Here is a 26553-nt window from a genome sequence, read left to right as displayed (position 1 = left end):
AGATTAGTCCATTACTAATAATAACACTAACAGAAGTAGGATGACAACTTGCATGATAGGGGAAAAGAGGTATTGGAAATGATGTGACATTGTCGAAAAAGAGCAGCCCGAGGATGAGCTACTCTTTTCTTGTGGAGAGGTGTTGCGTGGATGTTTGTGGGTCTAACGAGGGAACCATTTAATGGAGGGGATTAGCTAATGAGGTGCTGATAACGAGTGGATTTAAGCTCCTTTTCCAGTAGAATCATACGTTCATGATTGTTCCCGACAAAATGGATCAATTGCGTCAAAATCTCTTCATGCTTCCGAATGGCGTCTTGCATTTTACGACAAGAATTGCATTTTTCCTGACTCATAATCATGCCTCCTTTCATCACTACCTAATTTATACCATCGTTCGACAAGGATGGCGAATTAGAAAAGTTGTCGTCTATATGATGATCAAGTGAGGAAAGATGGATTTTCATAGAAGGGAAATGAACTTTTTCATAGAGGATAGATGGCAAAGGGATAAGTTTCCATATCATTTCTGAATAAATAAAAAGGGAGATTCCTATGTGGAATCTCCCTACTTTTCATTAGGTATAAATTTAGCTTGGTTCAATCAAGCCATAGCGTCCATCACGACGACGGTACACTACGTTTGTTGAGTCAGTCTCAACGTTTGTAAAGACGAAGAAGCTGTGGCCCAGCATATCCATCTGTAGAACCGCTTCTTCTGAATCCATTGGCTTCAAGTCGAAGCGCTTGTTTCTTACAATTTCGATGTCATTGTCATCATAAGGATCTGCTCTTTTCGCTTCATCTTCCATTTGGGCGAATACGTATTTTGGAGCGCCCTCGTTTCGGAATTTGCGGTTCACTTTCGTTTTATGCTTGCGGATTTGACGTTCTAATTTGTCTACCACAAGGTCAATAGCAGCATATAGATCCACATGCTGTTCCTCAGCACGTAATAGTAGGTTAGGCATTGGAATAGTAACCTCAATCTGCTGCTCATCATTATAGACACTTAAATTTACATGCACCTCGGATGATGGTTCCTCATCAAAGTAACGGGCTAGTTTCCCTATTTTCTTCTCGACATATTCTTTAATAGCCGCCGTTACCTCAATATTTTCTCCGCGAATGTTGTACTTCATACAAGTGTCCTCCTTTCATCCTTATGTATTCTTATTCTACCATAACCACCTATAAGCTTCTATTAATATTTTGAGTTTTTTGAATATTTTGTGTCGGAAATTACTGGTAGAATTAATAAGGATGTTTGTTTAAAAAAAGTACCCTTCATTTACATGTACTAAACAAGAAATTAACACAAAATTTAAAGTACTTTCCTTACTCTTATTGTACACCTATTTCTTACTTGGTATAGCATCATATGCTTGAATTTTTTGTGAATATTTTTGGACTAGTAGCAAGTTACTGTGCGAAAGGGTATCAGCAAGAATATCCATACATAAAAAAGTTCCGCACCTAACTATACGAGGTACGGAAACAGATTAGTGTGCAATATACGGTTGAAGCAGTTGGTGCATTTTACTGCGCCAGCTTTCAAAATAAGGAATGATTTGCTGCGTTAACAGGACACGCTTCTCCTCGTTCGTTTGCTTGTCGAACCACTGGCTCATCAGTTCGACAATATCCTGAAAATCGACAAGCATCTGCTGGACCTCATCCTGACGATCCTCTAGCAAGCTAGCGAGTTTTTCATTCCCCTGGTTCAATTGCTGAAGAGCCGTCACGATATCGGCAAACACCTGCTCTACTTGAGGGGGTGCTTCTTCGGTCAAATTTTCTTCTAAGTATTCGAATCCTTCACTCATCGTGTGAAGCATACGATCGTATTGCTTTAAAAAATCAAATTGTTCCACAGTTATGTTCGACACACCATCACCTATTTCTTTTTGTCTAAAAACATCCCATCGTAGTTACTCACCTGTTGATAGGGATTTGTGTATTTTTGATTCGACGTCTTTGTCTTCTTCAAGCGAGCCATTTCCCGCTTGAGGTCTTTCATTTGATGATTCACCTTATCCTGAATCACCTGGTCCATGTCCAGAATCTCTTTACCAAGCGCCTTCTCCTCCTCAGAAGTAGGACGCTCCAGATTCTCCATATACGCCTCTCGTTTATCAAAAAGATCGTTCAGCTTCTCAATATGTTCCGTACGTTCCTCGGAACTAGGCGTTTCATGGACCAGCTTATACAGCGTTGATGTTAAATCGTGAAGTTCTCGCACCTGGCTCATTACGCGTTACCGCCCTCGCCAAATTTCTGTTGGCGTGTCTGGCGAACAACCTCTTTCCACGTATCACGGAATTCTGTCACAAGCTCAGACGCTTCATTTAGAATCGTCGTATCATTATGAAGGTTCGCTTCCATTAAACGACGATTAATATATTCATAGAGTGGCATTACTTCGTTGGTAATATCATAATCAGGGTTCATCGTAACCATTAGTTCCTGAATAATACGCTGCGCCTTCTGGATATTCGTATTCTTCAGCTCATAATCTTTCTCTTCAATACCACGCTTCGCTAGTTTCATAAACTTCAAGCAACCGTTATACAGCATCAAGGTCAATTCCCCTGGAGATGCCGTTTGAACCGAATTACTTTGATACGCTTGATATGCTTGTGTAGACATGAGTCAACACTCCTTCTATTAAGTCTTACCCAAATTGTTGCATCATATAGTTAGACTGCGAATTCATCTTCTGAATCGCCTTTTCCATCTGCGTAAACTGAGACCAGTAGCGATCTTCAATTTGATTTAGACGGTCCTGGAATGCATCCATTTCGTCATCAATCTGCGTAATACTTTCCCCTAGATTGTAAGAGGAAGGTACACTTGATGGCTTACCTGCTTTACGTTCTACTTGCTTAATCGTCTCATTAAGCGTTGATTTTAACTTATCGGCAATCCCCTCTGTTTCACCTTCGCCAACGAATAGTTTCGATACCGAAGCCGAATCTTCTGTAAGCGCCTGCCGCAGCTTATCTTCATCAATAATCAGTTTCCCGTTATCACGGTAACTAGATGACGTCTCAATACCAATCTCAGAAAGCTGCGAGAACTGACCAGACGTATTAACACTCTGGTACCATTCATTCCGCATTTCAAACATAGCACCTTGAAGGGTAGAGTCACTATGAAGCAGTCCTTTCTTGGCTTGCTTTTCCCACAGTTCAATCTCTTTTTCTTCCATACCTTCTTTTTGCTTATCTGTAAGAGGTTGATAGTCTCGGTTCTTCTGTTCAGAGATGCGGCCTCCAACGTCTTCGATGATTTTGTTGTATTTGTCTACGAATTTTGTGATTTTTTCGATAGCAGAGTCTACGTTGTTTGTGACGTTTACTGATACAGGGCTAGTAGTCTCTTTATTGAATTTGAAGTTCACACCATTCAGTGTGTATTCATTGGTGTGGGAAGTAATGTTCATTTCACCGTTATAAGTGAATTTAGCATCGTTTCCACCTTTTTCGTTTAATTCCCATGTACCACTAGAATTATCTCCATTTTTTATACCTAAAGTGTCAGCTAAAAATGGAGCAGTACTTCCATCAAATCCAATCTCGGCACCAAGAAATTCATTAGAGTCTGAATTGAAGTTACCTTCCTTCGTTCTTTCAATCATTACCTTATCTGAACTCTCTTCATAAAATGCTCTAAGTCCAAGGCCAGAGTTACTGATTTTCTTTAATACATCATTTAATGAATCACCAGACTCCACTTTAAATGTTTCAGATTGGGCCCCTTCTTCATTATAGGTTTTTAACGTAAACGTATCTCCTATATTAAAGTTATTATTATTAAATTTACTTTTCTGGGAAGACAAAGTAGCATCTGGGTCAATCTTGTCCGAGCCGCTTGCTGAAATACCTGTTTCACTCAAGTTGTATGCTGCAGAAGCTAATTGATTAACTTCAACTTTATAATTTCCATTACCTGCATCAGATGTTGCAGATGCGGTAACAGCCGAAGAATCTGTTGAAGAGGTAGACTTACTGTTATAACTCTTCTCCAGTTTCATATCAAAAGCCATATTTTCCATTTCAAACAATTGCTTATTCACATCACGATATGCATCTCGTTTCCAGGTCAGAGAGGTTTTCTCCCTTTCCATCTTATCAAGAGGCATACGCTCTGCTTTCATAAGGTCACCGACGATTTTGTCGATGTCCATCCCACTGGCTAAACCACCTATACGCATGTCATTCGCCATGTTGATTCACCATCCTATATTTTGCGATCTACTAGAAATCCCATAAACTCTGCCATTGCCGCATAGACATCTAGCATTTTCTTCGGTGGAATCTCTTTAATGATTTCATCTGTGTCTTTATTGACGACCGTTACATAATACTCCTCGAGTTTATCATGAAACTCAAACCGAACCTCTGAAGACGTCGGCTCCAAAAAATCATTCAAACTCTTCACGATTGATTCAGCTTCATCTTTATGTAACGCTTCTTTTTGTAATAGATTCTGTTCTAATAGTACATCTGCTGGTTGGTCAGATCGTTCTCTTGCTTCTGTTGTCGATACAGTGATGTGCTCAGCCCGTTGCAGGAGTTGCGATCCAGATAAGATTTTCCCCACATCCATCGCTAGCGAACCCCTCTCCTCACATCTATTTATGTATTATATCGGATGATGGGTAGGGAGTCTTTAGGGATTTTGGGGGAAAAGAAAGCGGAATGGTGAAAAAATGCTTATTTATTAGACTAGTAGTTTATGATGTAAAAAAAATGGCCGCCTATGGAAGGCGACCATTTGATTATGAAAATTAACGTAGTAACTGAAGTACTCCTTGAGGCTGTTGGTTTGCTTTTGCAAGCATGGACTGAGAAGCCTGTGCAAGGATATTTTGTTTCGTTTGGTTCATCATTTCTTTGGCCATGTCTACGTCACGGATACGTGATTCTGCTGCCGTTAAGTTTTCGGAAGATGTACTCACATTATTAATTGTATGCTCTAATCGATTTTGATAAGCACCCAATTTTGAGCGTTCTGCCGAAACTTTATTTATAGCAGCTTTAGTTATATCCATAGCATTTCTAGCATCTGAATCTGTTGCTACACTAATTGCCCCAGTATTTAATGATGAAGCAGTCGTATCCATAGCAGAGATAGAAATCCCTAATCGTTCAGCAGCTGAAGTATTAGCACCAATTTGAATATTAACATCTTCTTGTGCTCCTGTAACAATATTACCTGCTGTTCCAGCGCCTGCACTACCATTAGCAGCAGCAAGGACATTTGTCCTTGTTTGTGTACCATTAAAAGAAATTTTAACACCCAAGCTATCAAAATTAAGCGTTCCTGATGTATTATCTGCTAAAGTAACAGTTTGGGAATCCCCACCCGCTGTTAAGACATATTCTCCAGCGTTTGATCCAGATGATAGTGCAAAAGTAGTTGATGCATCAGCACCACTAACATCAATGGATGTTACTCCTTCGCTCCCTACAGCTATACCTGTATTTGCAGAGTCTAGTTGAACCCCAAAAGTTCCATCCAATAGTTTTTTACCATTAAAATTTGTAGAGCTAGAAATACGATCAATTTCACTGTTAAGTTCTGTTATTTCATCATTGATTGCAGTTCTATCTTCTGATTGAAGATTACCATTAGCTGCTTGAGTTGCAAGTTCGTTCATCCTTTGAAGTATATCGTGTGTTTCATTCAAAGCCCCTTCTGCAGTTTGAATCAGAGAAATACCATCTTGTGCATTGCGAGACGCTTGCTCTAATCCCCTAATCTGACCACGCATTTTTTCGGAGATTGCAAGACCAGCTGCATCATCACCTGCACGATTAATTCTAAGACCTGAAGAGAGCTTTTCCATAGAACTTTGATTTGCATTATTAGCTTGATTCAATTGACGATGCGTATTCAACGCAGCAATATTGTGATTAATTCTCATTTTAATAATTCCTCCCTGGAATGGTTGTTTTGGTGAACATCCTTTTTCACCTAATAAATAAATGTATAATGAATCGCGCCGACAGTGGGCCCTTACTGTCTTTGCAATCTCATCCAATAATAAAAAAAGGACGAGTTCGGTTATAGATATTCTGCGTCCTTGCAGAATCTACATAACCGAACTCGTCCTTGAGTTACTTTGTTATTCTCTCGTTATTTTGATCCTCGTATAGTTCTCCTCGAGTGATTTTCACATCTTTTGGTGCATCTATAGCTAAACGTAGATGCCCATCTTCACTTTTTACGACTTTTACCATGATGTCGTCATCCAACATGACATATTCCCCAGGTTTCCTTCCTATTACTAGCATTTGTGCGATTCCTCCCTGTACAAATGTACCTATATTACTCCAAAAAAATAGATGAGTTAATAAACCTGAAGCTACCTCGATCTTCACCGAAATAACCATAGGTTCACTAACTCATCCTTGAGTCTGCGATATGATTCCTATAGAAAAGATACTCTTCCTTGAGCATCTTAATATAGTCGTAATTACTAAAGTCCTTTTAGTAATTACTTTCTATATCTATTATCGGAGGTAGGTACAAAATGTTTAATAAAAATTTAAAATTATTACCAGAAAATTCTTTTTAACTTTCATGTATTAGTCCTATCAATTATGAAAGAGATTAAGTACTTAAGAATAGATTTAATCGGTGATATTCAAGAGAGAGGACATTATGTTTTGATTAATTGAAGCTAACAAAAAATTTTTCATTTATTTCTAATTAGATTAAACATCCTACTGTTTAAGTATATCTGTGAGATGTAACTATAACACTACACGACTATACAATGTTAAAATTTTACATTTTATAAAAAAAATAAGTTGCTAAAGCTACAAAGTTATCTGAATAACAATAAGTTTAACAACTCATCCTTGAGTCTTATATCTTAATCTAATTCTTTAGCGACATTCTTTTCTTCAATGTATATATCGGAAGAAATTGTATAAAGTTAAGATTATTTAATATAAAATTTTAAGCTTTTACTACTTTTTTATAATTTTTTTTGTACACCCCTCGAGTATCTATTAATAAATCACTATGATCTAGGATGAAATCGTAGTTAAAATCACTATGATCAGTAGCTAAAATCACACAATCCATTAACTCCAAATTATATTTGGTGATTTCTGTAGATTTTAAATCAAAGTAATGATCTCTCATATTTGGAAAATGAGATATATAAGGATCTGAATAATATGTTTCCGCTCCTTTATTTCTTAATAACTCCATTAATTTCACAGCTGGGGATTCTCTAGTATCATCAATATTTTTTTTATAAGATAATCCTAGTACTAAGACCTTAGAATTTTTTAATGCTTTTTCTTTTTCATTAAGGGCTTCCATTATTTTATGGATAACCCAGTTAGGCATTTTTGTATTTACATCTCCAGCTAATTCTATAAAACTTGTATTTACATTATATTCTTTTGCTTTCCATGTAAGATAAAAAGGATCAATAGGTATACAATGCCCGCCCCATCCAGGACCTGGATAAAACGGTGTGTAACCAAAAGGTTTTGTCGCAGCTGCATTAATTACTTCCCAAATATCGATATTCATTTTATCAGCAACTATTTTCATTTCATTTACTAAACCTATATTAACTGCCCTATAAATATTTTCTAGAAGTTTAGTAAGTTCAGCAGCCTTAGTAGAACTAACTGTTACTACATCTGTTATATTTTTATATAATTCATTACCGATTACTACACACTTATCTGTACATCCTCCTAAAACTTTTGGAATTGTTGATGTATTATAAAGTTTATTTCCCGGATCTTCTCTTTCAGGTGAATAAATTATAAAAAAATCCTTCCCAATAATAAATTTTTGAGCTTCTATTAAAGGCTTTATTACTTCATCTGTAGTTCCAGGATAAGTTGTGCTTTCTAAGCAAAGAGTTTGACCTTGTTTTAAAAAAGGCATGATACTTTTCATAGTATTATTTATAAAAGATAAATCAGGTTCTTTATGTTTATTAAGTGGTGTGGGTAAGCATAAGATAATTATATCTACTTCTTGAACTAGAGAAAAATCAGTTGTACTAGTTAACTCACCAATTCCGATTGCATATGCGACTTCATTAGAATTTACATGTTTTAAATAACTTTCACCTTTGTTAATTTTTTTGACTTTCTCAGAATCAATATCGAATCCTATTGTATAATAACCTGCATTAGAAAAAGAGATGGACAATGGTAAACCCACATATCCTAAACCTATAATTCCAACCTTCACATTTTTGTTTTCAATTTTTTTTACTACATAATTCATAAAGCACATATTAGCTCACCCTATAAGTAATATTATCAATAATTAATAACCATACTTATTAGCTAAATCCCTAAAGCTAATATGGTCTTGTCCTAAAAAATTTGCATAGTCTTTGCTAAGTTTCATATTGTATAGAATATCAAAATTAATACTACTAGTTTTATGTTTATTAAGGGAACTGCTTGATATTTTTCCAAATGGTGAATTGTTCCATGAACTTATTTGATGATTTCTTTGTACACCACTATTGTTATTTTGTGCTTGGAAATCTTCATAATTAAAAGAAACACCTAAAAATTCACATACTTGATTCAGAATTATTTCTGGTTTTAAAACAAGATCTTCATAGGAGATTTCTAAAACATTCTTATTATTCACATAAGGTTGAATTGCTGCAACTGAAGTAATCCACCTTTCAGCAGCAGAAAAAAAGGAATAATTTCTATTCATTAAAGAGAGGATAACATCTTTAGGATTTCTAACAATATGGATTACTTTCGCTTCTTGATTATTAAATGTATTTAAAAAATTACCTACCGCATGAATATTCTCAGGAGTTTTTTCAGCCCAAATTTTCTTTTGACTAGATTTAAGCACACTATTCTTTAATTTAAATAAAAACTCATGTGTGTTCTCTGACTTTTTGAGCATAGTAAATATCTCATTATGACTTAATCGATAATTATCTACATCAGTTAAGAATACTCTTCCTGGATGGAATGGAAAAGGACTGGTTGGAAAATCAGGTACTCCATTTTCAACAAAAAACTCTGGATATTTTTTGATTAATGAAAAATTCTCAAAAATTGTATTATTTGAAAACACACTCATTTCTTCACCTGATAGTATATCTGGATGTCTATTCAATAGATTAGAGAACAATGTACTACCAGAAGATCCACAACAGCATATATTTACAATCATTAATCAATCACCTCTCTCTACAACAACTCTATTAAATGCTAAGTAATCAGGTGTATATAAAGAAACCATTTTATCATAATCATTTTCATTTACATTTTTTTCTATTTTAGTAGAAATTTCTTCCTTCAGACTTTCAGAATAACTCATTTTATTTTTAGTTTCTAGAATAGCTTCATCTTTTATGCTTTTTATATTATTGTTCTCGTTAATATTATTAATTGTGTTTGAAATTTCAGTTTTTAATGATACATCTTCTGTCATATTATAAGCTTGATCAAGATATAACAATGATTGATTAAACCTACCTAAGTGATTATAAAGTTTACCCAAATTAAATAAAGTATCAGAATTCTTACTATTAAGTGTTAATGAATGGTAAAAACATTTAAGAGCAGCATTGTATTCTTCTTTATAGAAATAGATAACTCCTTTTATTGTGATTATTTCTTCATGTTGTTTACCGTTTAATTTTTCGTGTTTTTCTATTAAATCAATGGCTATATTAAATTCACCTTTGTTCACATATGACTCTATTTTTCTAATAAACTCATTAATATCTTCACTTTCATTGAGAGTTTGGTTTTTATCTTCATTAATAACATCTGAAGAAATCTCCTCTAAAAGTAATTTTATCCCTTGTTTATATGGAGGATAAATTTTTGAAGCTTTTCTTATGTATTTTAAACTTAAAGACACATTACTTTTTCTTAGATTTTCTGCTTTATACATGTAAAGTAAAAATTGCTCCTCCTCATTCTTCAAATCATATATCATTTCATTGTCAATGACATAGGAACTGTATACATATGTTAACCATTGAGAACCAATTTTTATAAAATATTTGAAGATATAACCAAATAATTGGTCATCACTGTTAAACAAGTATAAAGAGTACCTCGCTAACACTTTATTAATTCTTATCTCTTCAAATGTTCTTACTTCACTATTGTTACGCAAATATTCATAAATGACATTTAAACTATCATCATATTTATTATATATATACTTTAAAAACTCACTTAAGTTACTTTCAAAAACGTTTATAAATAAAGTATGAAACTTTTGGTAGTTATTTTTTAATAAATAGTAAATTAAATCTCCATAATACTCTTGTAAGTTTAGAAAATTAATATTCTCTATGCTTTTTATAATACTCTTCTTTTCTGTTCTTTTTAAGTCTCCATTCAAGTCTAACCTAGTTTTATTTAGTAGACCATAGTATGTACCATCATTATAAAATAGCCGTTCAATTTGTATTCTATTTTCTTGTAGAAGTTTGTTTTTAGCTCTTTCTATACTGTTGATTACATTCTCTTCTAAAGGTTTATGTTTTCCAACAACTAATTTAAAATAATCCTTTAAAACACTCCATTCCTCTAACTCTATAATTGAAGATATGACATGATAATTTGTTTTTTTTACAGTTTCATAATCTAGCTCATTGAAAGCTTCTGATACTACATATTCAAAATCTTTATATTTATAACTTAGAGTAAAAACTATTTGCTTAATTTCAGATAAACTACCATATGAATACTCTAGAACTGAGTCATCTAATCTACCAGGAGATTTTTCATAATTCTTATGTATTTCAATATAGCTTTTAAAACTGTTCAAAGCCTCTTCTTCTTTAAATATAGATAAAAAAGATTTACCTAAATAGTAACTTATATCTAGATAGCCTGGTTTTAACTTATTAGCTTCTTCACCAATTAATATAGCTTCGTCATACTCACCATTAATATATAGTAATTTAATAAATTGGGTATAAATATACATTTGTTTTCTTAAATTTAATTTATTCTTTTTGGCAACTTCATATGCTTTTCTTGCATAATATAAACTTTTTTCTTGATCACCATACATACCAAAACTTACAGATAATTGGAATATATAGTATGTGTTCTCGGGTTGCTTTTCTAACTCAGCAAACAATATTTTAGTAGTTCTGTTAAACTTTTTCTCCATTAAAGATTTATCGTGACTAACATAACCAAAATGTACTATTTTTATCCCAACAATTGTTATAGGTTTTTTATAATTTGGTTGATTATGAATTGCACCTTCAAAGTGAAAATCCAATGTATTTCTGAATACTCTTGGTGCATAGAAAGAAGGAGTATGATCCTCTTCACTTAATAAAACGTTTCTAATTTCAACTGCTCCAGCATTATATGTATTACTTGATGGAGAATTAATAAAGTTTATAAAATCGCTGTCTTCTTCAACAATTTCATCTCCATCAATAACTAAAACCCATTCCCCAATCGTATAGCTGAGTACTTTATTCCTCATTTCTGAGAAATTATTGTTCCATTCATGAAAGTAAACTTTTTCTGTATACTTTTTTGATATCTCTACAGAAGAATCTGTAGAGCCCGTGTCTACAATTACTAATTCAGATTCTATATTATTTCGAATATTAGCCAAACTCGCCAAACATCTATCTAAGTATTTTTCTTCATTCTTTATCATCATTGCGATACTTAATTTCAATGTGAACCCTCCTGTATCCTTTTTTTAATATAGTCGAGTTACTCTATTAAAAAAAGGATAGGATTACATCCTATCCTTTTAGAAATTAGACTTATCTCAATAATTGAAGAACACCTTGTGGTTGTTGGTTTGCTTTTGCAAGCATTGATTGTGAAGCTTGAGATAGAATATTTTGCTTGGTTTGATTCATCATTTCTTTAGCCATATCTACGTCTCTTATACGTGATTCTGCTGCTGTTAAATTTTCACCTGAAGTATTAAGGTTATTAATAGTATGGTCAAGTCTATTCTGATAAGCACCTAGTTTCGAACGTTCCTCTGAAACTTGCTTTATTGCATCATCTACTACTTCTATTGCAACATCGGCTCCCTGTTGAGAGGATACATCAATTGAGCCTATCCCTAGTGCATTAGAACTCATATTATTAATATCTACAGAAAGAGATTGATCTGAATTTGCTCCAATTTGTATAGTTCTTGAGTCATCTGATGTGACATTCTGAGCAGATTGAGTTTCTTTTACATTACTCATAAACTTGTTAAAGGATGTTCTTTCATTTCCACTACCATCATCTGCACTCATCTGAATTGAATTAATTGCATTGGAAACTCCATTATCTCCAGTAAAGGAAAGATCTCCAGAAGAAATAGCACCAGATGTTACTGAGCTACTCATACCAGTTACAGCTGCCATAAGATCTCCAACTGTTGTTGATGCAGTAACAGCTTGGCTAGTAGAGGTAACTGATCCATTAATCGCTACTTCAATATCGATTGTGTCACCATCAGTAAGCCCTAGTGAATTACCATTAGCATCAGTTAATGATGTTAATGATGTAGCAGTAACAGCAGCCGAACCTGTACCGTCATTCATTGTACCTTGATATTCTAAAACAGTACCTTGGTCACTAGTAGACTTAGAAATACTTCCATCTAAAAGAGATTGTGTATTAAATTCAGTATCATCTGCAATACGATCAACTTCCTCTACAAGTTGAGATATTTCATTTTGAATTTCTTTACGATCATCAGAAGTGTTAGTATCGTTGGAAGCCTGAACAGCTAGCTCACGAGTACGTTGTAGTATTGAATGCGTTTCATTCAAAGCACCTTCAGCAGTTTGAATCATAGAAATGCCATCTTGAGCGTTTCGAGAAGCTTGCTCTAGACCACGAATCTGACCACGCATTTTTTCGGAGATTGCTAGACCTGCTGCGTCGTCTCCTGCACGGTTGATACGAAGACCTGATGATAGTTTCTCCATTGACTGTTGGTTAGCATTGTTTGCCTGTGAAAGTTGACGGTGCGTGTTTAACGCGGCGATATTGTGATTAATACGCATAATTAAATATTCCTCCTTGAATATTAACGGCTCACGTCCTTGTGATGCCTATTAAGTATAAGTTTTGTGTTTGCCAGTGCGTGTCATAAGTCGGCCGCCTTATGTATCCTTGGCTTTACACTACTTATATCGGTAAGGAGGAATAATAGTTTAGTCTTTATTTGGTTTTTTTAATAGATTTAGTAAATCATTTGTCGTATTGCTTGCTTCCTGGTTTTCTTCTTGAATTTTTATGTAGAGTTCTTTTCGATAGACATCAACCGACTTCGGGGCGTCTATGCCAATTTTGACTTGGTCTCCATCAATGGAAATCACTTTGATCTCAATATCATCACCGATTTGGATGGAGTCGTTTAGCTTTCGGTTTAGAATAAGCATCTGACTACACACCCTTTCCGTTCGAGATGATGTGGTGTTTTGTTTCGTATTCTGTATCCTTTAGAATCACTTGCTTGGCTTTGTTGTTTTTGCTATTAAGTACGATTGGAGCTTGGAGGTTAGCTGTGGTGTCTTTGAATGGGTCTTTTAATGTAAGTACACTTAAGATAACGACGTCCTCGCTGTTCTGAATATCAAGTAAGTTAACCGTATTGTCATCCAAGATGAACTCATAATCTCTAAAGAATAGATAAGGATTTGTTACAATTAATGCTATTTCCGCTTCCTCAACAGATTGTAATGAATGATAGGTAGATTGTTCATCAATATCTAGCAAAACAAACCTCGTTTCCTGTTCAAAACCTGGTAACCCATTTGGGAACTCTATTATACTTTCTTCCTTTATATCGACTTCACCGAAAAATTTTGTATGTATGTTCATATGTCACCCTTCTTATATCGTCATTTCAAACCCTTGCCAACCCTTGAATTTCAAATTCTTCACATCAATATTTACACTAGAGCGTTGTTCCATTTGACCATTTACTTGACCTCGTTGATAGGTGATTTTCGGTTCTCGTGGTGTTGCTTTTATGTTTGGTTGATTGGCTTGCGCATTTATCTCTGCCTTGCCTGGTTGATAATCAATCGACACAAGGTCATACACTGGCATCCCACCAACTTGAATATCAAAATTCCAATGACCGCTCCGCTTCGCTATAGATGCTATAGGATTTCCTTTGTTTTCAATACGCATCATCTGATCGCCTTCTTGGGACATCTTGGCGAGGTTCTCTGACCACGCTTGATTGCCGTGCTTGGCAAGCTCTCTTGTCCGTTCAAAGACATTTTTTAAATCAAGGTTACGCCAAGCATTCGATTGATCAATGCTCAACTTCGGAGGATGCTGCTTGATGGACAGGTCTGCTTCTGGTTGTTGAATGCTTACATCTGCTTTTGGTTGTTGTAACGTTACTTTGGCATTTTGTGTACGTAATCCTAATTTAGCCTGGGTCGTTTGTATTTGGACCTGTGGTACCTGCATCACGCTCGCCTCCTAACTAGTATTATATGAAAGAAAAAGCTATCTGGCATCAGATAGCTTATCGTAGAAAGTCCATTAACGATGGTTGAATGATTCTCGCGCCGACTCCAAGAGCAGCACGGTGGACACTTTCTTGCGTTTTTAAATTGGTAATGACTTTTTCCATGTCCGCATCTTCTGCATCTGATAGATTTTTCGTTGCGGAAATCTCTTGAGAAGCAAGGCGATCTTCAATCAAATCGACACGGTTCATGCGAGCACCTAGATCAGCACGTGCGTTAACGGTGTTATCAATGAGATCGGACATATCTTTTATCGATTCATCTAAACTTCCACTTTCCGTTCCCTCTAACTTTCCAATGAAGGAATCAATCTTATCGAACATATCCTGACTAAATACTTCCTGAGGATTCACATTCGTTTGAATTTTAATCCCGTCAAACACTTCAATATTTACTGGTTCACTATTGTCCGATACACCTGAGCTATCGATAGGCTTCGTCGTCGTATCATTTCCATTGAAGATGTACTTATTATTAAACTTCGTATTCCCAATGTCCTGCAAGTGATCCTTCAGCTGACTTACTTCCTTCGCGATATTCTTACGCTGGCCTTCTTCGTACGTTCCGTTACTTCCCTGAACAGCTAGTTCGCGTAGGCGTTGGAGAGATTGAGTTGTTTTATCTAATGCGGCGTCTGAGTTATCCATCCAGTTGTGAACCTCTCCGACATTTCGCTTATACTGTTCAATCTCCGTTAGCTCGGTACGATAGTTCATACCTTTCATCGCGACGACGGGATCATCGGAAGGCTTGCTTATCTTTTTACCTGTTGATAGCTGTTCCTGGAATTTTCCCATTCGTTCATAACTGTTGCTAACATTACGAAGCATGTTGTTTGAAAGCATGTTTTGCGTTACGCGCATGATTTACTCACCTACCTTCCTACACGGCCCATGCCGTTAATGATTTTATCGAGCATTTCATCGACTGTGGTTAAGTTACGAGCAGCTGCATTGTACGCATGCTGGAACTTAATCATATTGGACATTTCCTCATCTAAGGAAACACCACTTACCGACTGACGGCGTTCTTCCACAGATTGACGAAGGGTCTCGGAGTTGTTTTGTAGGCGTGTTGCTTCTTGAGACTGGATTGCCATTTCCCCGATAACTCCTTCATAGTAGCTTTGGAAGGATGCATCCGTGCCATTGTAGTCTAGCGTTGTCGAGCTTACATCTCCTAACGCAATGGCATTATCTCCGTCCCCTGCATTTGCGGTTGTGGGGTCGCCTTTCGCTGCAGCGATGTCATTAATATCATCGATGTTCACTTCCATCGAACCAGCGTAACCTGCTTGACTTCCTTGCTGCGTAAAGAAATCCACATTGTCTTCAGAAGCGTCTTCAATTTCATTTAAACTAACTCCATTGTTTTGCACGTTGTTAAACTCCGTTGCAAACGTATGAGCCATCCCATCCAACTCATTGAGCATTTCCGGATACGTTCCTTTCACAGAACCACCATCATCATAACCATACGAATCAATCAAGCCCATCATTTTTCCAACTGACTGAAAATCTTTCGCATCCACTGTAGCAGTACCACCTAATGCTACGGTATCCATGCCGCCATTTGAATCGGTATCTTGAACGGAAATCTGATTGTATGTATTGGAAGAACCGTCTACTAGAGGTACGGAATTACCTCCATTAGAGAACAAAGAATTGCCACTACCATCTACGATTTCAACGGTTGCTTTTCCTTGGGCTTGTGCCAATGCAGAGCTGCTGCTCTCTTCATAGCTTACTTTGATGTTGGCTTGGGTGGACAATTCATCAATCAAGCGATCTCGTTCGTCGTATAAATCGTTTGGAAGATAGCCGTGTGGCTCTACTTCACTGATTTGATTGTTTAGGTTGTTGATTTGTCTTGCTAGAGAGTTGATATCCTTTTCTGCTACATCGATTTGATTTTTAAAATCCTGCTTGATGCCATTTAACGAATCGGAAAGGTAGTTAAACGTATCAGCTACGGCTTTTCCTCGTTGCTTTACCTGGGAACGGACACCGGAATCTTCAGGCTGTGCGGATAGGTCCTGCAGGGATTGCCAGAATCGGTCCATTGTTTTGGAAAGGCCTTGATCGGATGGCTCGTTCATGACTTCTTCCATTTTTCCTAGGGCGTCTGATTTGGCTGTATAGTATCCTGCTTTATGATTTTCACCACGGAATTGAGCGTCAAGAAACCCTTCTCTTACGCGCTCAATTGTACCAGCTTGTACACCAGATCCCATTTGTCCTGGAATCTCGGGACGGTTACGGGATGCAGGTGGATATGGTGCGGTTTGTTCGAAGTTCACCCGCTGACGTGAATATCCATCTGTGTTGGCATTGGATATATTGTGTCCTGTTGTGTATAGTGCTGATTGCTGGGCGAACATTCCCCGCTTGGCTACTTCTAACCCATGAAACGTTGAAGTCATGATGGAGCTCCTCTCTCTTTATGCTTTCGAATCAAAGACAGACCGTTTTTGCCCTTGGTCTGCCTGACTTTTGTTTGGTTTGCCGTAATTCATATTCTTCATGGAAGGCTGAAGCATGTCCAGGGACAACTCAACAAATTGTAACGATTGTTGTGTTAATTCTTGATTAAGCTGTTCCTGTTGCTTCAAACCTGCCAGTACGTCTAGTAACCGTTCGAACACTTCTTCCAGCTGCTGCTTTTCTTCTTGAGACTGGATGTTCTCAAGCATCGTTGTGATGGTTGGTTCGTTCGTCGGTATTCCTTTGCTTTGGAACCAATTGGCTACTAGCTTTTCTCGCTCTGCGTCCAATTGGCTAATGGCCTGGATATGCTTCCGCTCTTTGACGAGCAATGTTTGAAGAGACTGCGTGTCTCCCTCTTTCAGCATGTCGGTTTTTTCCTTGGAAAGGGTATATAAACTTTCATGCAAGGAGCAAAGCTTATCCATAATGGCTACAATTGACTGAATGGACATGGATCATGCCCTCCTTTAGTTGTTCGCCCAGAAGTTCATCATGTTTTTAGCAGTTTGCTGCGCGTCAACCTTATAGTTGCCCGATTCAACCTGCTGCTTAATCTCCGCTACACGCTCACTACGTGCTTCCTGAGCCTTGTTTGTCTCTTGCATTTGCTTTGCCTGCTGGGAGATTTCTAGTTTATCCTGATTTGCATTAGCCTTCTGAGCTTCTTGTTGTTTTTGAACTTGCTTCTTGTAAGGATTAAAGTTCGTCTGATTTGGACCATTAATTTTCATTTGGACCACCTCTTTCTAAAAAGCTACCGTCACATTTCTACTTATTATATCGGCTATTTTAACAAAAAGTTAAATTATCTATGATTTTTTCTTGAAGTAACTCCTGATATATAAGTAGAATGCTTCCGCTCTTTTATTTTATTGGCTCTTTCAACCTCTTCTATCTCTTGTTCACGTTTTAGCTCGGTGTTAATCTCCGATGAGCAATTTCCACAAATTTTTCCTTCGTTAATCGGCTCACCGCATTTTTGACAAGGATACGTTAAATTCGGAAACATCCCTGTACGTAGTCGTCCTTCTTTCACAAATTTCATAATCACTTCCCTCTTAACCCCTGTTGCCTCAACAACTTCATCAACAGTGGACGTGCGGTTCTCTTTTTTACGAATAAATTGATAGACGGTATCAAAATCTCGCTCTTCCTCTTTATAGCAATTCTCGCAAATGGATTTAAATTGTTTCATAAATAACGCGTTACAACGCGGGCAGTTCGCTAATTCCCCCATAGCTCTCTCTCCTTCTGTTCATCTTCTTCCTATTATATCGTCAGGTTTACAGAATCTAAAAGGTTTTTAAAGGAGTTTTTGAATGACTTACCCTCGAACAAGCGTAAATGCCTCAACGCGAGGACAACCTTCGCGCACCAATGCTTCTGCCGCAAATTGCAGGGTACGACCTGTTGTATATATATCATCGACGAGGATAACCGGCTGTTTAATAGGCAAAATCACCTGAAATGGGTTGGTCGAACGCATGCGGTCCGCCCTAGTTTTCTTCGATTGTTTTTCAGAGTTAATGCGACTCAAGGCCTGTTCGATTGGTAAATCTAAACACTCGGCAATCGCGAGCGCTTGATTGAACCCTCTTTCCGCGAGCCTCTCCTCACTTAACGGTATAGGTACAAGGAAAGCTTCTTTTGAAGGAAATGCATGTGTGAAACTGCTTACTATTTGATCTTTGAAAAGACCTACCAGCACATAATCCCCGCGATATTTCCATTTGGCAATCACATCTTTCATCCAATTATTATACTCATAAACGGATACATTCCGCTTCAGCGCTGCGGATTGTTCCTGCCACCTAATACAATCGGAACATATCTCCGCTTTCTCCATCGGTCGCGCACACCGAGGACATTGACTTCCCTGTAGTACAGAAAACTGACTAGCACATGCTTCACAGACAACCTTCTCTTTTCGCGGAGCAAGCACTGTCGTCCATACTACTTCCGGAACCTGTTCCTCATCACACCATAAACAGTGCATACTACCGCTTCTCCTTTCGAGCTCTTCTATTCATATCTTGAATCGCTTCACGTGCGCGGACCATCGCGCTACTTTTACCGCTATGAAAAAAGACAACATCCCCATACGGATCAGCTGCGCTCCTACCAGCTCTGCCTGCGATTTGTACTAAAGCCGCTTCATCAAACACCAGATGACCTGCGTCAATCACAGCTACATCAATAGAAGGAAACGTCACACCCCGCTCCAAAATCGTGGTAGTAATTAGCAAGGAAATCTCCTTATCTCGAAATTGCTGCACCTTTTCCTTTCGTTCCGCATCTTCACTATGTACATACACAGCGCCGTCCAGAATGGCAGCCAGTGTCTCGGCCATTTTAATTGTAGGAACAAAGACGATAACACGGCGTTTTTCGTTTTTCTTTTGATGGAGCCAATCGTTGAATGTTTTTGGGAGTTGGTTTTTTGGAAAAGAAGCCTTCGTATCAAAGGCAGCTAAAAAACGAGGTACTGGCAAGGGGTGACCGTGGTACCGTTCTGGAACAAACACGGTAGGCAGCTTTTTTAGATAAGAAGAGGCTTTGAGAGAAAAGCGTGGTGTAGCTGTTAAGTAGATGAGCGAGGCATGTCGTTTTAACGAGCGGGCTGCGGCAAAATGGAGTTTCGGATCGGAGTGGTACGGAAAGGCATCGACTTCATCGATGATCATCATGTCAAAAGCACGAGCATATTTTAATAATTGATGAGTGGTTGCGATAATAAATTGTGCACCGTCATCCACATCGTCACTTCCACCGTAAAGCGCGGCGATATCCACATGTGGAAAAGCTTGTTGCAAGCGAGGCTTTAGTTCTCGGACAACATCCGAGCGTGGTGTGGCCAGGCAAATTCGGCGTCCAAGCGCCAATGCTCGCTCCAAACCAGGGAACAGCATCTCCGTTTTCCCAGCACCACACACAGCCCAGACGAGCAAACGACCTTGGTTCTCCACAGTATCCACGATACGGTCCGCTCCCTGTTGTTGAAAAGGTGTCAATTGTCCCGTCCATGCACAAGCATCCACATGCTGGTGCCAGTCTGGATCTGCGCCTGTCCACAACAGAAACGATGTACAACTACTTATTCGACCCATCTCAATACAGCTTCGGCAGTAATGGCACGTTTGTCCACACCCACACGGCCAAGGGACTATCAATCGTTCCGTCGTATTTCCACAACGACGACAGCGCCTCCCCCACCAATTTGATTCCAGTGCAGGTACACGGGTTAATAGCCCTTTTTCGATGAGATCGGCTGTTTCTTCTGTCGATAATGGGAGATTTGCTTCCAGCCAGAGACGGCCTGCTAGTTTAGAAGAATGAGGGGAAGATACGGAGGTTAACGGAGAGGGAATCCAATCAAAAGACATACTCATAGAAAAAATCATCGGTTTGCTCCTTTTTCATTTGATTGATGTGATATCGTATAGTTATAAAATTTTTACATATAAACCGAATGGAGAAGATACTTATGAAGAAAGTACTCCTAATACTGACGATTCTGTTTATCCTAAGTGGATGTCAAAATGAAAAAAAGTTCGTACCAATCAAGAGTGACCCTGATATACAAGGGTATGTGATGGATAAACGAGATGGTGAGATATTAGTGGTTTCCTCCAAACCTGGAGAAAATGGGGATAAAGAACATGTTCTCAAAGCTATTTGGACTTCTGAGGCTCCAGAAATCATACAAATCGGGGAACAGGTACGAGTATGGTATCGCGGTGGAATTCAAGAATCCTACCCTAGCCAAGGCACTGTAAAGCAAATCAAACTGATGAATACAGCTAAACCTAAAGGCTCCTTCTTCTCCGAAAAGGACATGATTCAAAAAGGGTTAGAACAGATTGACGCAACGAGAGGTATTGTGGCGGTAAAGTCTATCGCATACGTGGAGGAAAAAGACGCCTGGGAACTCACCCTTATTGTAGAACAAGAAGGAGAGCAAAACGTGCAATCGTTAACGATTAAAGATGAGATCTAACCAAATCTTTGGGAACTTCTACTAACAAGAAGTTCCCTTTCTTTATTTCTTATACCAACCAATTCCAAGCGCACCTTCGCCAAGATGTGTCCCAATAACGGGGCCAAAGTAGCTTAAGACAAACTCTACGTGTGGATACTTGTCCTGGAGCTCGTTCATGATGGTTTCCGCTTCTTCTTTTCGATTCGCGTGAATAATCGTGGCGCGCATTGGTTCTCCTTGCTCGGCCACTTCTTCAAATAAGCCTTTGACGCGTTTGATGGCTTTTTTGCTTGTGCGGATCTTTTCAAACGGCACGATTTTCGTATCAACAAAATGGAGAACAGGCTTCACCTGCAGAAGGCTTCCTACAATCGCCTGAGCTCCGCTTAACCTGCCACCTCTGTGCAGATGGGATAAGTTATCCACCATAAAATAGGCTTGAACGGACGTTTTCATATGTTTCAGGCGTTCGATAATTTGTTCCGGTGTTTCTCCTTGGTTAGCCATTTCAGTTGCTTCTTGCACGTAAAACCCTTGCACCATACAGCTAATTTCAGAATCAAACACATGCACATCGAGCCCCTCTACCATATCTGCTGCCGTAACAGTAGCTTGATAGGTTCCACTAATTCCACTAGACAAGTGAATAGCGACGACCGCATCGTAATCGCGGGAGAGTTCCTCCAGCTTTTCGGTAATCACACCAATAGATGGCTGCGATGTCTTCGGAAGCTCTACATCACCACGAACCATATCATAAAAGTCATCAGCTGTTAGATCTATTTCTTCCCGGTAGCTCTCATTTTTTATCAATACATTAAGCGGGACCATATGGATATTCCAGCGCTCCCGTAGATCTGGCGGTATATAGGCGGTACTATCTGTTAGAATCGCTGTCTTCATCGTATCGTACTCCCTTACGTATTTAACTAATTTTCACTCTATGAAAATTATGTAAGCATACATCTAATTTTACATGAAGGCAGTAAAGAATGCACCCTTGATTTTAAAAGAAAAGCGCAAGTGCGTAATACATCCTAGTCAGGCTTGTGTAGTGATGATCTTTTGCAAATGATAGTATTTGCTTATGCTACTACCAATCAAGAGGTCCCATCTATAAATAAAAAAGCTCTAGAATGTCTTCCATTCCAGAGCTAGCTCATTTGACCATTTTATAAAACTTCGACCCAACCATTTTTGATAGCTGTTACAACAGCCTGGGTACGATCATTTACGTTCATTTTTTGTAGAATGTTACTTACGTGGTTCTTAACAGTCTTCTCGCTAATGAATAACGCTTCTGCAACGCCACGGTTGCTTTTGCCATCAGCAAGAAGTTGTAGTACTTCACATTCACGACGTGTCAGCAGATGAAGTGGCTTACGATACTCAATCGTTTTGCTCGCTTGAGCTGTGCCACCGCCACCATCATCAGCTAGACGGCGATATTCTCTTACAAGGTTATGGGTTACTTTTGGATGAAGGTATGATCCACCTTCACTTACGACTTTGATAGCTTCGATTAAAGCATCAGAGTCCATTTCCTTCAGTAGATAACCTTGGGCGCCCGTTTTAAGGGCATGTGTCACATAGTTTTCATCGTCGTGGATAGAAAGAATAATTACTTTTAGCTCTGGAAATTCATTGATTAGTTCTGAAGTAGCTTGTACCCCATTTACTTGAGGCATGTTGATATCCATTAGGACAACATCAGGATTATGTTCTTCTACTAATTGTTCTGCAGAATTACCATCATCGCCTTCCGCTACTACATTGAAGGTTGGTTCAAATTCAAGAATCCGCTTTACACCTTCACGGAATAATTTATGGTCATCAATTAATACAATTCTAGTGGTCATGGCTTAGAGTCCTCCCATATCCAAATAATTCCACAGTTCAGTCATTGAGTTTTCTTTTTTTAATCCCCTAATTTTCTCTATATATGTGAGTCGTACATCCTTACTTTCACGACAAGTAGGCGTTTGGTAGCCAATCTAAAGTCGTTATCATCCTCTATTAATCCTATTATAATATAAACAGGAACTAGATAATAGTATTTACATTTTCTGCTACTTATTTAGTGGGACCTGAATCATGATAACAGTGCCTTGTCCTATTTCAGAATCAATACTCAATTCCCCTTCTAACATCTCGACGCGTTCTTTCATGCCGACGAGCCCGAAGGATTTTTCTTTCTTCTGACCAGTATCAAAGCCTTTACCGTTATCCTTCACTACTATATTTACAGTGTTTCTAGTCAATTCGAAACTTACATGTATAAGCTTTGCCTCTGCATGTTTTACTGCGTTTTGTGTTGCTTCCTGTACAAGTCGGAATAAGGCAACCTCATATTTAGAGTCAAGACGTTTTTCTTCCCCATGAGACGTAAACTGGATTTCTAAATCCGTATTATACTCTTCGATTGTCGCTAAGTATTTTTTTAGTGTCGGTACTAAACCTAAATCGTCTAGTGCCATCGGTCGTAAATCATAGATAATTCTGCGTACCTCATAGAGGGCAGAACGGACCATTTTTCGTACATCTTTGATTTCCTTGATGGCTTCATCAACACCGCGTTCCCGGAAAGTACGGTCAACAAGCTCCGATCGCAGCATCACATTGGCGAGCATTTGGGCAGGTCCATCATGAATTTCCCTGGATAGCCGTCTACGCTCCTCTTCTTGAGCTTCGATAATCTGAAGACCAAATGCCTGCTTTTCACGTGCATCCTCAAGCGTCTCCGATACTTGTCGGAAGTCCTTGTTGAGGTAATTTAGCACGACCGATATTTTTCCACCAAGAGCATCTGCTCGTTCCACGGTTTCTTCTAATCGGCGCAAGCGCTGTTCTAGTTCGTCTCGTTTTTCCCGTAGTTGCTTTTCCTGTTCACGCTTCACAGAGAGTTGCATTTGGAGTTGGTGTGTCTGCTCATACACTTCTCGTATTTGACCCTCTGAATATTTGTCGAAGTGTTTGCTAACTTCTGAGAGTCTCATCCTTGAGAAGCGAACTTGTCGTTCTAGCTTGTCGCCTTCATCAATGATTTCGACGACTTGTGTTTTCGTTTCTTTTAACTCTGTATTTAATTGTTCAAATTCTGTGCGAGATTGCTCACCTATCTCGAAAATTTCATCCTTACTATTCGTAACGGTGTCAATCATCTCACCGATGATGGAATCAAGTGCTTTTTCACCAATTTTGTTCTCCGACATACGAACGTCTCCTCCAACTATGTTCAAATAATCATTCGTTTTTCCTACTCATATTTGTGGGGGTTTTCCCTATAAAAATCAAAAAAAGCTAATCTTTAACATGACATACTAGGAACAAATGCGTAAGCGCCCGGGTAGCGACATATATGCTGCGGCCTACACGACGTAGGTTGGTTCGATGTTGCTGCGTGATGCGGGCCTACAGGATGTAGGTCAGTTCGATGTTGCTGCACGATGCAGCGATTTTAATCGAACCTTCTTCACCCCAGAACTTCCCCTGATATCGTAGGAGATAAAGGCAACACGAAGAACGTAGTGATTCGATGTTAACTTATCGTACGGAGGCGAGGGAAGCATACTAGTCGCTGGGCGCTGGAGCTGGACGTGGCTCCTAAAGATTATTACATTTCACATTAACCAAAATGTTATCGTTCCTAGACAGTGAAAAAAGATGGATACGGCATAACCTCTTCTAGACCGTTAGGACGCATAAGGTGTGTTGTCCATTTTTTCCAAGACTATTTACACATCCTCCAGAATAGAATTGCCGAATATTTCTTACACCTTTATAATGAAGTTTTAGGAGGTTAATTGCAACATGCTAAATACTTATTTCACAGTACGTGGAGACGGTTCCGAACAGATTGTTATTCAAAAGTCGCGTTTCATTGGGTATGTAACTCGTGCAGAAACGGAAGAAGAAGCGAAAGAATTTATTCAACAAATTAAAAAAAAGCATCATGACGCCACTCATAATTGTTCAGCCTATATGATAGGTGAACATGATCAAATCCAAAAAGCACATGATGACGGAGAACCAAGTGGGACTGCGGGAGTACCTATTCTAAACGTCCTAAAGCAAAAAGGGCTAAAAGACACCGTAGTAGTCGTTACCCGTTACTTTGGTGGGATTAAACTAGGCGCAGGAGGGCTGATAAGAGCCTATTCAAGCACTACCTCAGAAGCATTACATACGACAGGTATTGTAAAAAGACAGCTGATGAGAACGATGAACGTAACAGCTGACTATTCACTCTTAGGTAAACTAGAAAATGAACTACGTTCTAGTACATACATCATTAAAAAGATTGAATACCTGGAACATGTGGTAATAGAAGTATATGTGGAAGAAGGAAACGAAGATATCTTTTCCACATGGATTGTTGATTTAACGAGTGATCAAGCTACGATTACTTCTGGCGATGTGTCGTATATGGAAATAGATGTGACGCCAGACCATAAAGGAGAATAGAAAAATGACACGCAGGAAAACATCCAAGAGAAAACTGATTCTCTGGTTCCTCCTCATATTTTTCTTAGGAACAGCAGGGGCTGCCACAGGATATGGAGCTTATTTAACGAAAAAGGCAGAAAAAGTTACACAGGACGCTCAAAAAGAATTAGATCGTGGTCAAAAATCGAAAAAGCGTAAAAAGGTTGTCGATCCAAACTACGACAATATTTCAATTTTGTTCCTCGGTGTGGATAACAGTGAGAAGCGTAATAAAGAAAATCCATTATCAGACGCTTTGGTGCTGGCAACATTAAATGAAGAAGAAAAATCAATGAAATTAGTCAGTATCCCACGAGACTCATACGTTTACCTTCCAACAGAAGGCTATAAAGATAAAATCACACACGCTCACGCTTTTGGCGGCGTTGATGCCTCCATAGCAGCTGTGGAAAACATGTTTAACGTACCTGTCGATTACTACGTACGCCTTAATTTCAATGCCTTTATTGAAACAGTTAACTCATTAAACGGCATAAGTGCTGAAGTTCCGTTTGATCTAAAAGAACAAAATAGTAATGATGTGGATAATGCCATTGAACTGGAAAAAGGGTATCAAAAATTAAATGGCGAAGAGGCACTAGCATTAGCACGAACACGAAAATACGATAGTGACTTAGAACGAGGACAACGTCAAATGGAGCTAATGAAGGCAATCTTTAATAAAGCATCAAACCCTTCCTCCATCAACAAATACGGATCCGTCATCGATTCCATCGGTAGTAACATGAAAACGAACATGGATTTTGATGAAATGATGTCCTTGAAAGAATACGTCATAAACCGAAACAACATCACCTTTGATACGATGCAATTAGAAGGGGAAGGCCAATTCTTAGATGATGGCTTATACTATTACATGCTAGAAGACGACAGCTTACGAAACATCCGAACATCCCTTCAAACCCATTTAGACCTATATCAATCCCCTGGTCAAAATGACGATAATAGCGATGATGTAAGTAACTACGCAGACGATGACGAAAACCAAACACAAGAAGACCCGATGTAAAAGCAAAAGCGCAAGCGCCCGGGTAGCGACGTATATGCTGGACTGAGCCGTA

At 38.3% G+C, this 26553-nt stretch carries 29 protein-coding genes; 3 read left to right on the top strand and 26 right to left on the bottom strand.

From position 1 onward, the window contains the following. Positions 1 to 191 precede the first annotated feature (191 nt). The 23 genes from N782_RS21460 to N782_RS05715 form a co-directional block, all read right to left on the bottom strand. Positions 192 to 356, bottom strand: a complete 165-nt coding sequence (locus N782_RS21460; RefSeq protein ID WP_161783075.1) for a hypothetical protein — start codon at positions 354 to 356, stop codon at positions 192 to 194. Positions 357 to 590: 234 nt separating this feature from the next. Next, on the bottom strand, positions 591 to 1142 hold the full coding sequence (hpf, locus tag N782_RS05820; RefSeq protein WP_036817343.1) for a ribosome hibernation-promoting factor, HPF/YfiA family: 552 nt from the start codon (positions 1140 to 1142) through the stop codon (positions 591 to 593). A gap of 360 nt (positions 1143 to 1502) precedes the next feature. Further along, on the bottom strand, positions 1503 to 1889 hold the full coding sequence (locus tag N782_RS05815; protein ID WP_036817341.1) for a DUF8042 domain-containing protein: 387 nt from the start codon (positions 1887 to 1889) through the stop codon (positions 1503 to 1505). Positions 1890 to 1897: 8 nt separating this feature from the next. Beyond that, positions 1898 to 2251: a flagellar protein FliT gene (locus N782_RS05810; protein ID WP_036817338.1), complete on the bottom strand. Its 354-nt coding sequence runs from the start codon at positions 2249 to 2251 to the stop codon at positions 1898 to 1900. Beyond that, entirely contained in the window at positions 2251 to 2649 is a 399-nt protein-coding gene (gene fliS / locus N782_RS05805) for a flagellar export chaperone FliS (protein ID WP_036817335.1), read from the bottom strand. Before fliS ends, N782_RS05810 begins: the two co-directional genes overlap by 1 nt. A 25-nt stretch (positions 2650 to 2674) precedes the next feature. Further along, positions 2675 to 4228 (bottom strand): flagellar hook-associated protein 2, encoded by a 1554-nt coding sequence (locus N782_RS05800; RefSeq protein WP_036817333.1) that lies wholly within the window; start codon positions 4226 to 4228, stop codon positions 2675 to 2677. Positions 4229 to 4242: 14 nt separating this feature from the next. Next, positions 4243 to 4611: a flagellar protein FlaG gene (gene flaG / locus N782_RS05795; protein ID WP_036817330.1), complete on the bottom strand. Its 369-nt coding sequence runs from the start codon at positions 4609 to 4611 to the stop codon at positions 4243 to 4245. Positions 4612 to 4792: 181 nt separating this feature from the next. Further along, positions 4793 to 5932, bottom strand: coding sequence for a flagellin N-terminal helical domain-containing protein (locus N782_RS05790; RefSeq protein WP_036817328.1), 1140 nt, complete (start codon positions 5930 to 5932; stop codon positions 4793 to 4795). 193 nt (positions 5933 to 6125) lie between these two features. Beyond that, the gene (locus N782_RS05785; protein ID WP_237582584.1) at positions 6126 to 6389 is read right to left on the bottom strand and encodes a carbon storage regulator; all 264 of its coding nucleotides are present in this window, start codon (positions 6387 to 6389) and stop codon (positions 6126 to 6128) included. Positions 6390 to 6972: 583 nt separating this feature from the next. After that, positions 6973 to 8274, bottom strand: a complete 1302-nt coding sequence (locus N782_RS05780; protein WP_237582582.1) for a nucleotide sugar dehydrogenase — start codon at positions 8272 to 8274, stop codon at positions 6973 to 6975. Between the two features lie 42 nt (positions 8275 to 8316). Next, a complete protein-coding gene (locus tag N782_RS05775; RefSeq protein ID WP_036817322.1) occupies positions 8317 to 9198 on the bottom strand; it encodes a sulfotransferase family protein in 882 nt (293 codons plus the stop codon). Positions 9199 to 9201: 3 nt separating this feature from the next. Beyond that, complete coding sequence (locus N782_RS05770; protein WP_036817319.1) at positions 9202 to 11694, bottom strand: glycosyltransferase; 2493 nt, start codon at positions 11692 to 11694, stop codon at positions 9202 to 9204. 91 nt (positions 11695 to 11785) lie between these two features. Continuing rightward, positions 11786 to 13036, bottom strand: a complete 1251-nt coding sequence (locus N782_RS05765; RefSeq protein ID WP_036817317.1) for a flagellin N-terminal helical domain-containing protein — start codon at positions 13034 to 13036, stop codon at positions 11786 to 11788. 150 nt (positions 13037 to 13186) lie between these two features. Next, the gene (csrA, locus tag N782_RS05760) at positions 13187 to 13414 is read right to left on the bottom strand and encodes a carbon storage regulator CsrA (protein WP_036817316.1); all 228 of its coding nucleotides are present in this window, start codon (positions 13412 to 13414) and stop codon (positions 13187 to 13189) included. A gap of 4 nt (positions 13415 to 13418) precedes the next feature. Beyond that, positions 13419 to 13856, bottom strand: coding sequence for a flagellar assembly protein FliW (gene fliW, locus N782_RS05755; protein ID WP_036817314.1), 438 nt, complete (start codon positions 13854 to 13856; stop codon positions 13419 to 13421). 12 nt (positions 13857 to 13868) lie between these two features. After that, complete coding sequence (locus N782_RS05750) at positions 13869 to 14459, bottom strand: DUF6470 family protein (protein WP_036817312.1); 591 nt, start codon at positions 14457 to 14459, stop codon at positions 13869 to 13871. Positions 14460 to 14517: 58 nt separating this feature from the next. Next, the gene (gene flgL / locus N782_RS05745; RefSeq protein ID WP_036817310.1) at positions 14518 to 15384 is read right to left on the bottom strand and encodes a flagellar hook-associated protein FlgL; all 867 of its coding nucleotides are present in this window, start codon (positions 15382 to 15384) and stop codon (positions 14518 to 14520) included. Between the two features lie 11 nt (positions 15385 to 15395). Next, positions 15396 to 16943 carry a flagellar hook-associated protein FlgK gene (flgK, locus tag N782_RS05740; RefSeq protein ID WP_036817307.1) on the bottom strand — a complete coding sequence of 516 codons (1548 nt, stop codon included), beginning with the start codon at positions 16941 to 16943 and terminating at the stop codon, positions 15396 to 15398. A gap of 18 nt (positions 16944 to 16961) precedes the next feature. Then, positions 16962 to 17459 carry a flagellar protein FlgN gene (locus N782_RS05735; RefSeq protein ID WP_036817304.1) on the bottom strand — a complete coding sequence of 166 codons (498 nt, stop codon included), beginning with the start codon at positions 17457 to 17459 and terminating at the stop codon, positions 16962 to 16964. A gap of 15 nt (positions 17460 to 17474) precedes the next feature. Beyond that, a complete protein-coding gene (gene flgM / locus N782_RS05730; protein WP_036817301.1) occupies positions 17475 to 17738 on the bottom strand; it encodes a flagellar biosynthesis anti-sigma factor FlgM in 264 nt (87 codons plus the stop codon). A gap of 74 nt (positions 17739 to 17812) precedes the next feature. Continuing rightward, entirely contained in the window at positions 17813 to 18202 is a 390-nt protein-coding gene (locus N782_RS05725; RefSeq protein WP_237582580.1) for a TIGR03826 family flagellar region protein, read from the bottom strand. Positions 18203 to 18331: 129 nt separating this feature from the next. Beyond that, positions 18332 to 19003 (bottom strand): ComF family protein, encoded by a 672-nt coding sequence (locus N782_RS05720; protein WP_036817296.1) that lies wholly within the window; start codon positions 19001 to 19003, stop codon positions 18332 to 18334. A gap of 1 nt (position 19004) precedes the next feature. Continuing rightward, the gene (locus tag N782_RS05715) at positions 19005 to 20390 is read right to left on the bottom strand and encodes an ATP-dependent helicase ComFA (RefSeq protein ID WP_052111199.1); all 1386 of its coding nucleotides are present in this window, start codon (positions 20388 to 20390) and stop codon (positions 19005 to 19007) included. Positions 20391 to 20491: 101 nt separating this feature from the next. Between N782_RS05715 and N782_RS05710 the strand changes: the two genes are divergently transcribed. Beyond that, positions 20492 to 21004, top strand: coding sequence for a DUF3221 domain-containing protein (locus tag N782_RS05710; protein ID WP_036817292.1), 513 nt, complete (start codon positions 20492 to 20494; stop codon positions 21002 to 21004). Positions 21005 to 21046: 42 nt separating this feature from the next. On the opposite strand, the gene N782_RS05705 is transcribed toward N782_RS05710, so the two are convergent. The 3 genes from N782_RS05705 to N782_RS05695 form a co-directional block, all read right to left on the bottom strand. Further along, a complete protein-coding gene (locus N782_RS05705; protein WP_036817290.1) occupies positions 21047 to 21889 on the bottom strand; it encodes a DegV family protein in 843 nt (280 codons plus the stop codon). 269 nt (positions 21890 to 22158) lie between these two features. Further along, a complete protein-coding gene (locus tag N782_RS05700; protein WP_036817288.1) occupies positions 22159 to 22845 on the bottom strand; it encodes a response regulator in 687 nt (228 codons plus the stop codon). Positions 22846 to 23055: 210 nt separating this feature from the next. Then, positions 23056 to 24198 carry a sensor histidine kinase gene (locus tag N782_RS05695; protein ID WP_036817285.1) on the bottom strand — a complete coding sequence of 381 codons (1143 nt, stop codon included), beginning with the start codon at positions 24196 to 24198 and terminating at the stop codon, positions 23056 to 23058. Between the two features lie 598 nt (positions 24199 to 24796). On the opposite strand from N782_RS05695, the gene N782_RS05690 reads away from it, so the two are divergent. Both N782_RS05690 and N782_RS05685 read left to right on the top strand, forming a co-directional pair. Further along, positions 24797 to 25450, top strand: a complete 654-nt coding sequence (locus N782_RS05690) for a YigZ family protein (protein WP_036817281.1) — start codon at positions 24797 to 24799, stop codon at positions 25448 to 25450. Positions 25451 to 25454: 4 nt separating this feature from the next. Then, positions 25455 to 26501 (top strand): LCP family protein, encoded by a 1047-nt coding sequence (locus N782_RS05685; protein ID WP_036817278.1) that lies wholly within the window; start codon positions 25455 to 25457, stop codon positions 26499 to 26501. The last annotated feature ends 52 nt before the right edge of the window (positions 26502 to 26553 follow it).

Origin of the sequence: Pontibacillus yanchengensis Y32 (assembly GCF_000770635.1) — a bacterium.
GTDB lineage: Bacteria > Bacillota > Bacilli > Bacillales > BH030062 > Pontibacillus > Pontibacillus yanchengensis.
The sequence above is the reverse complement of the archived record's forward strand: the minus strand, read 5'-3'. Positions and strand labels throughout refer to the sequence as shown.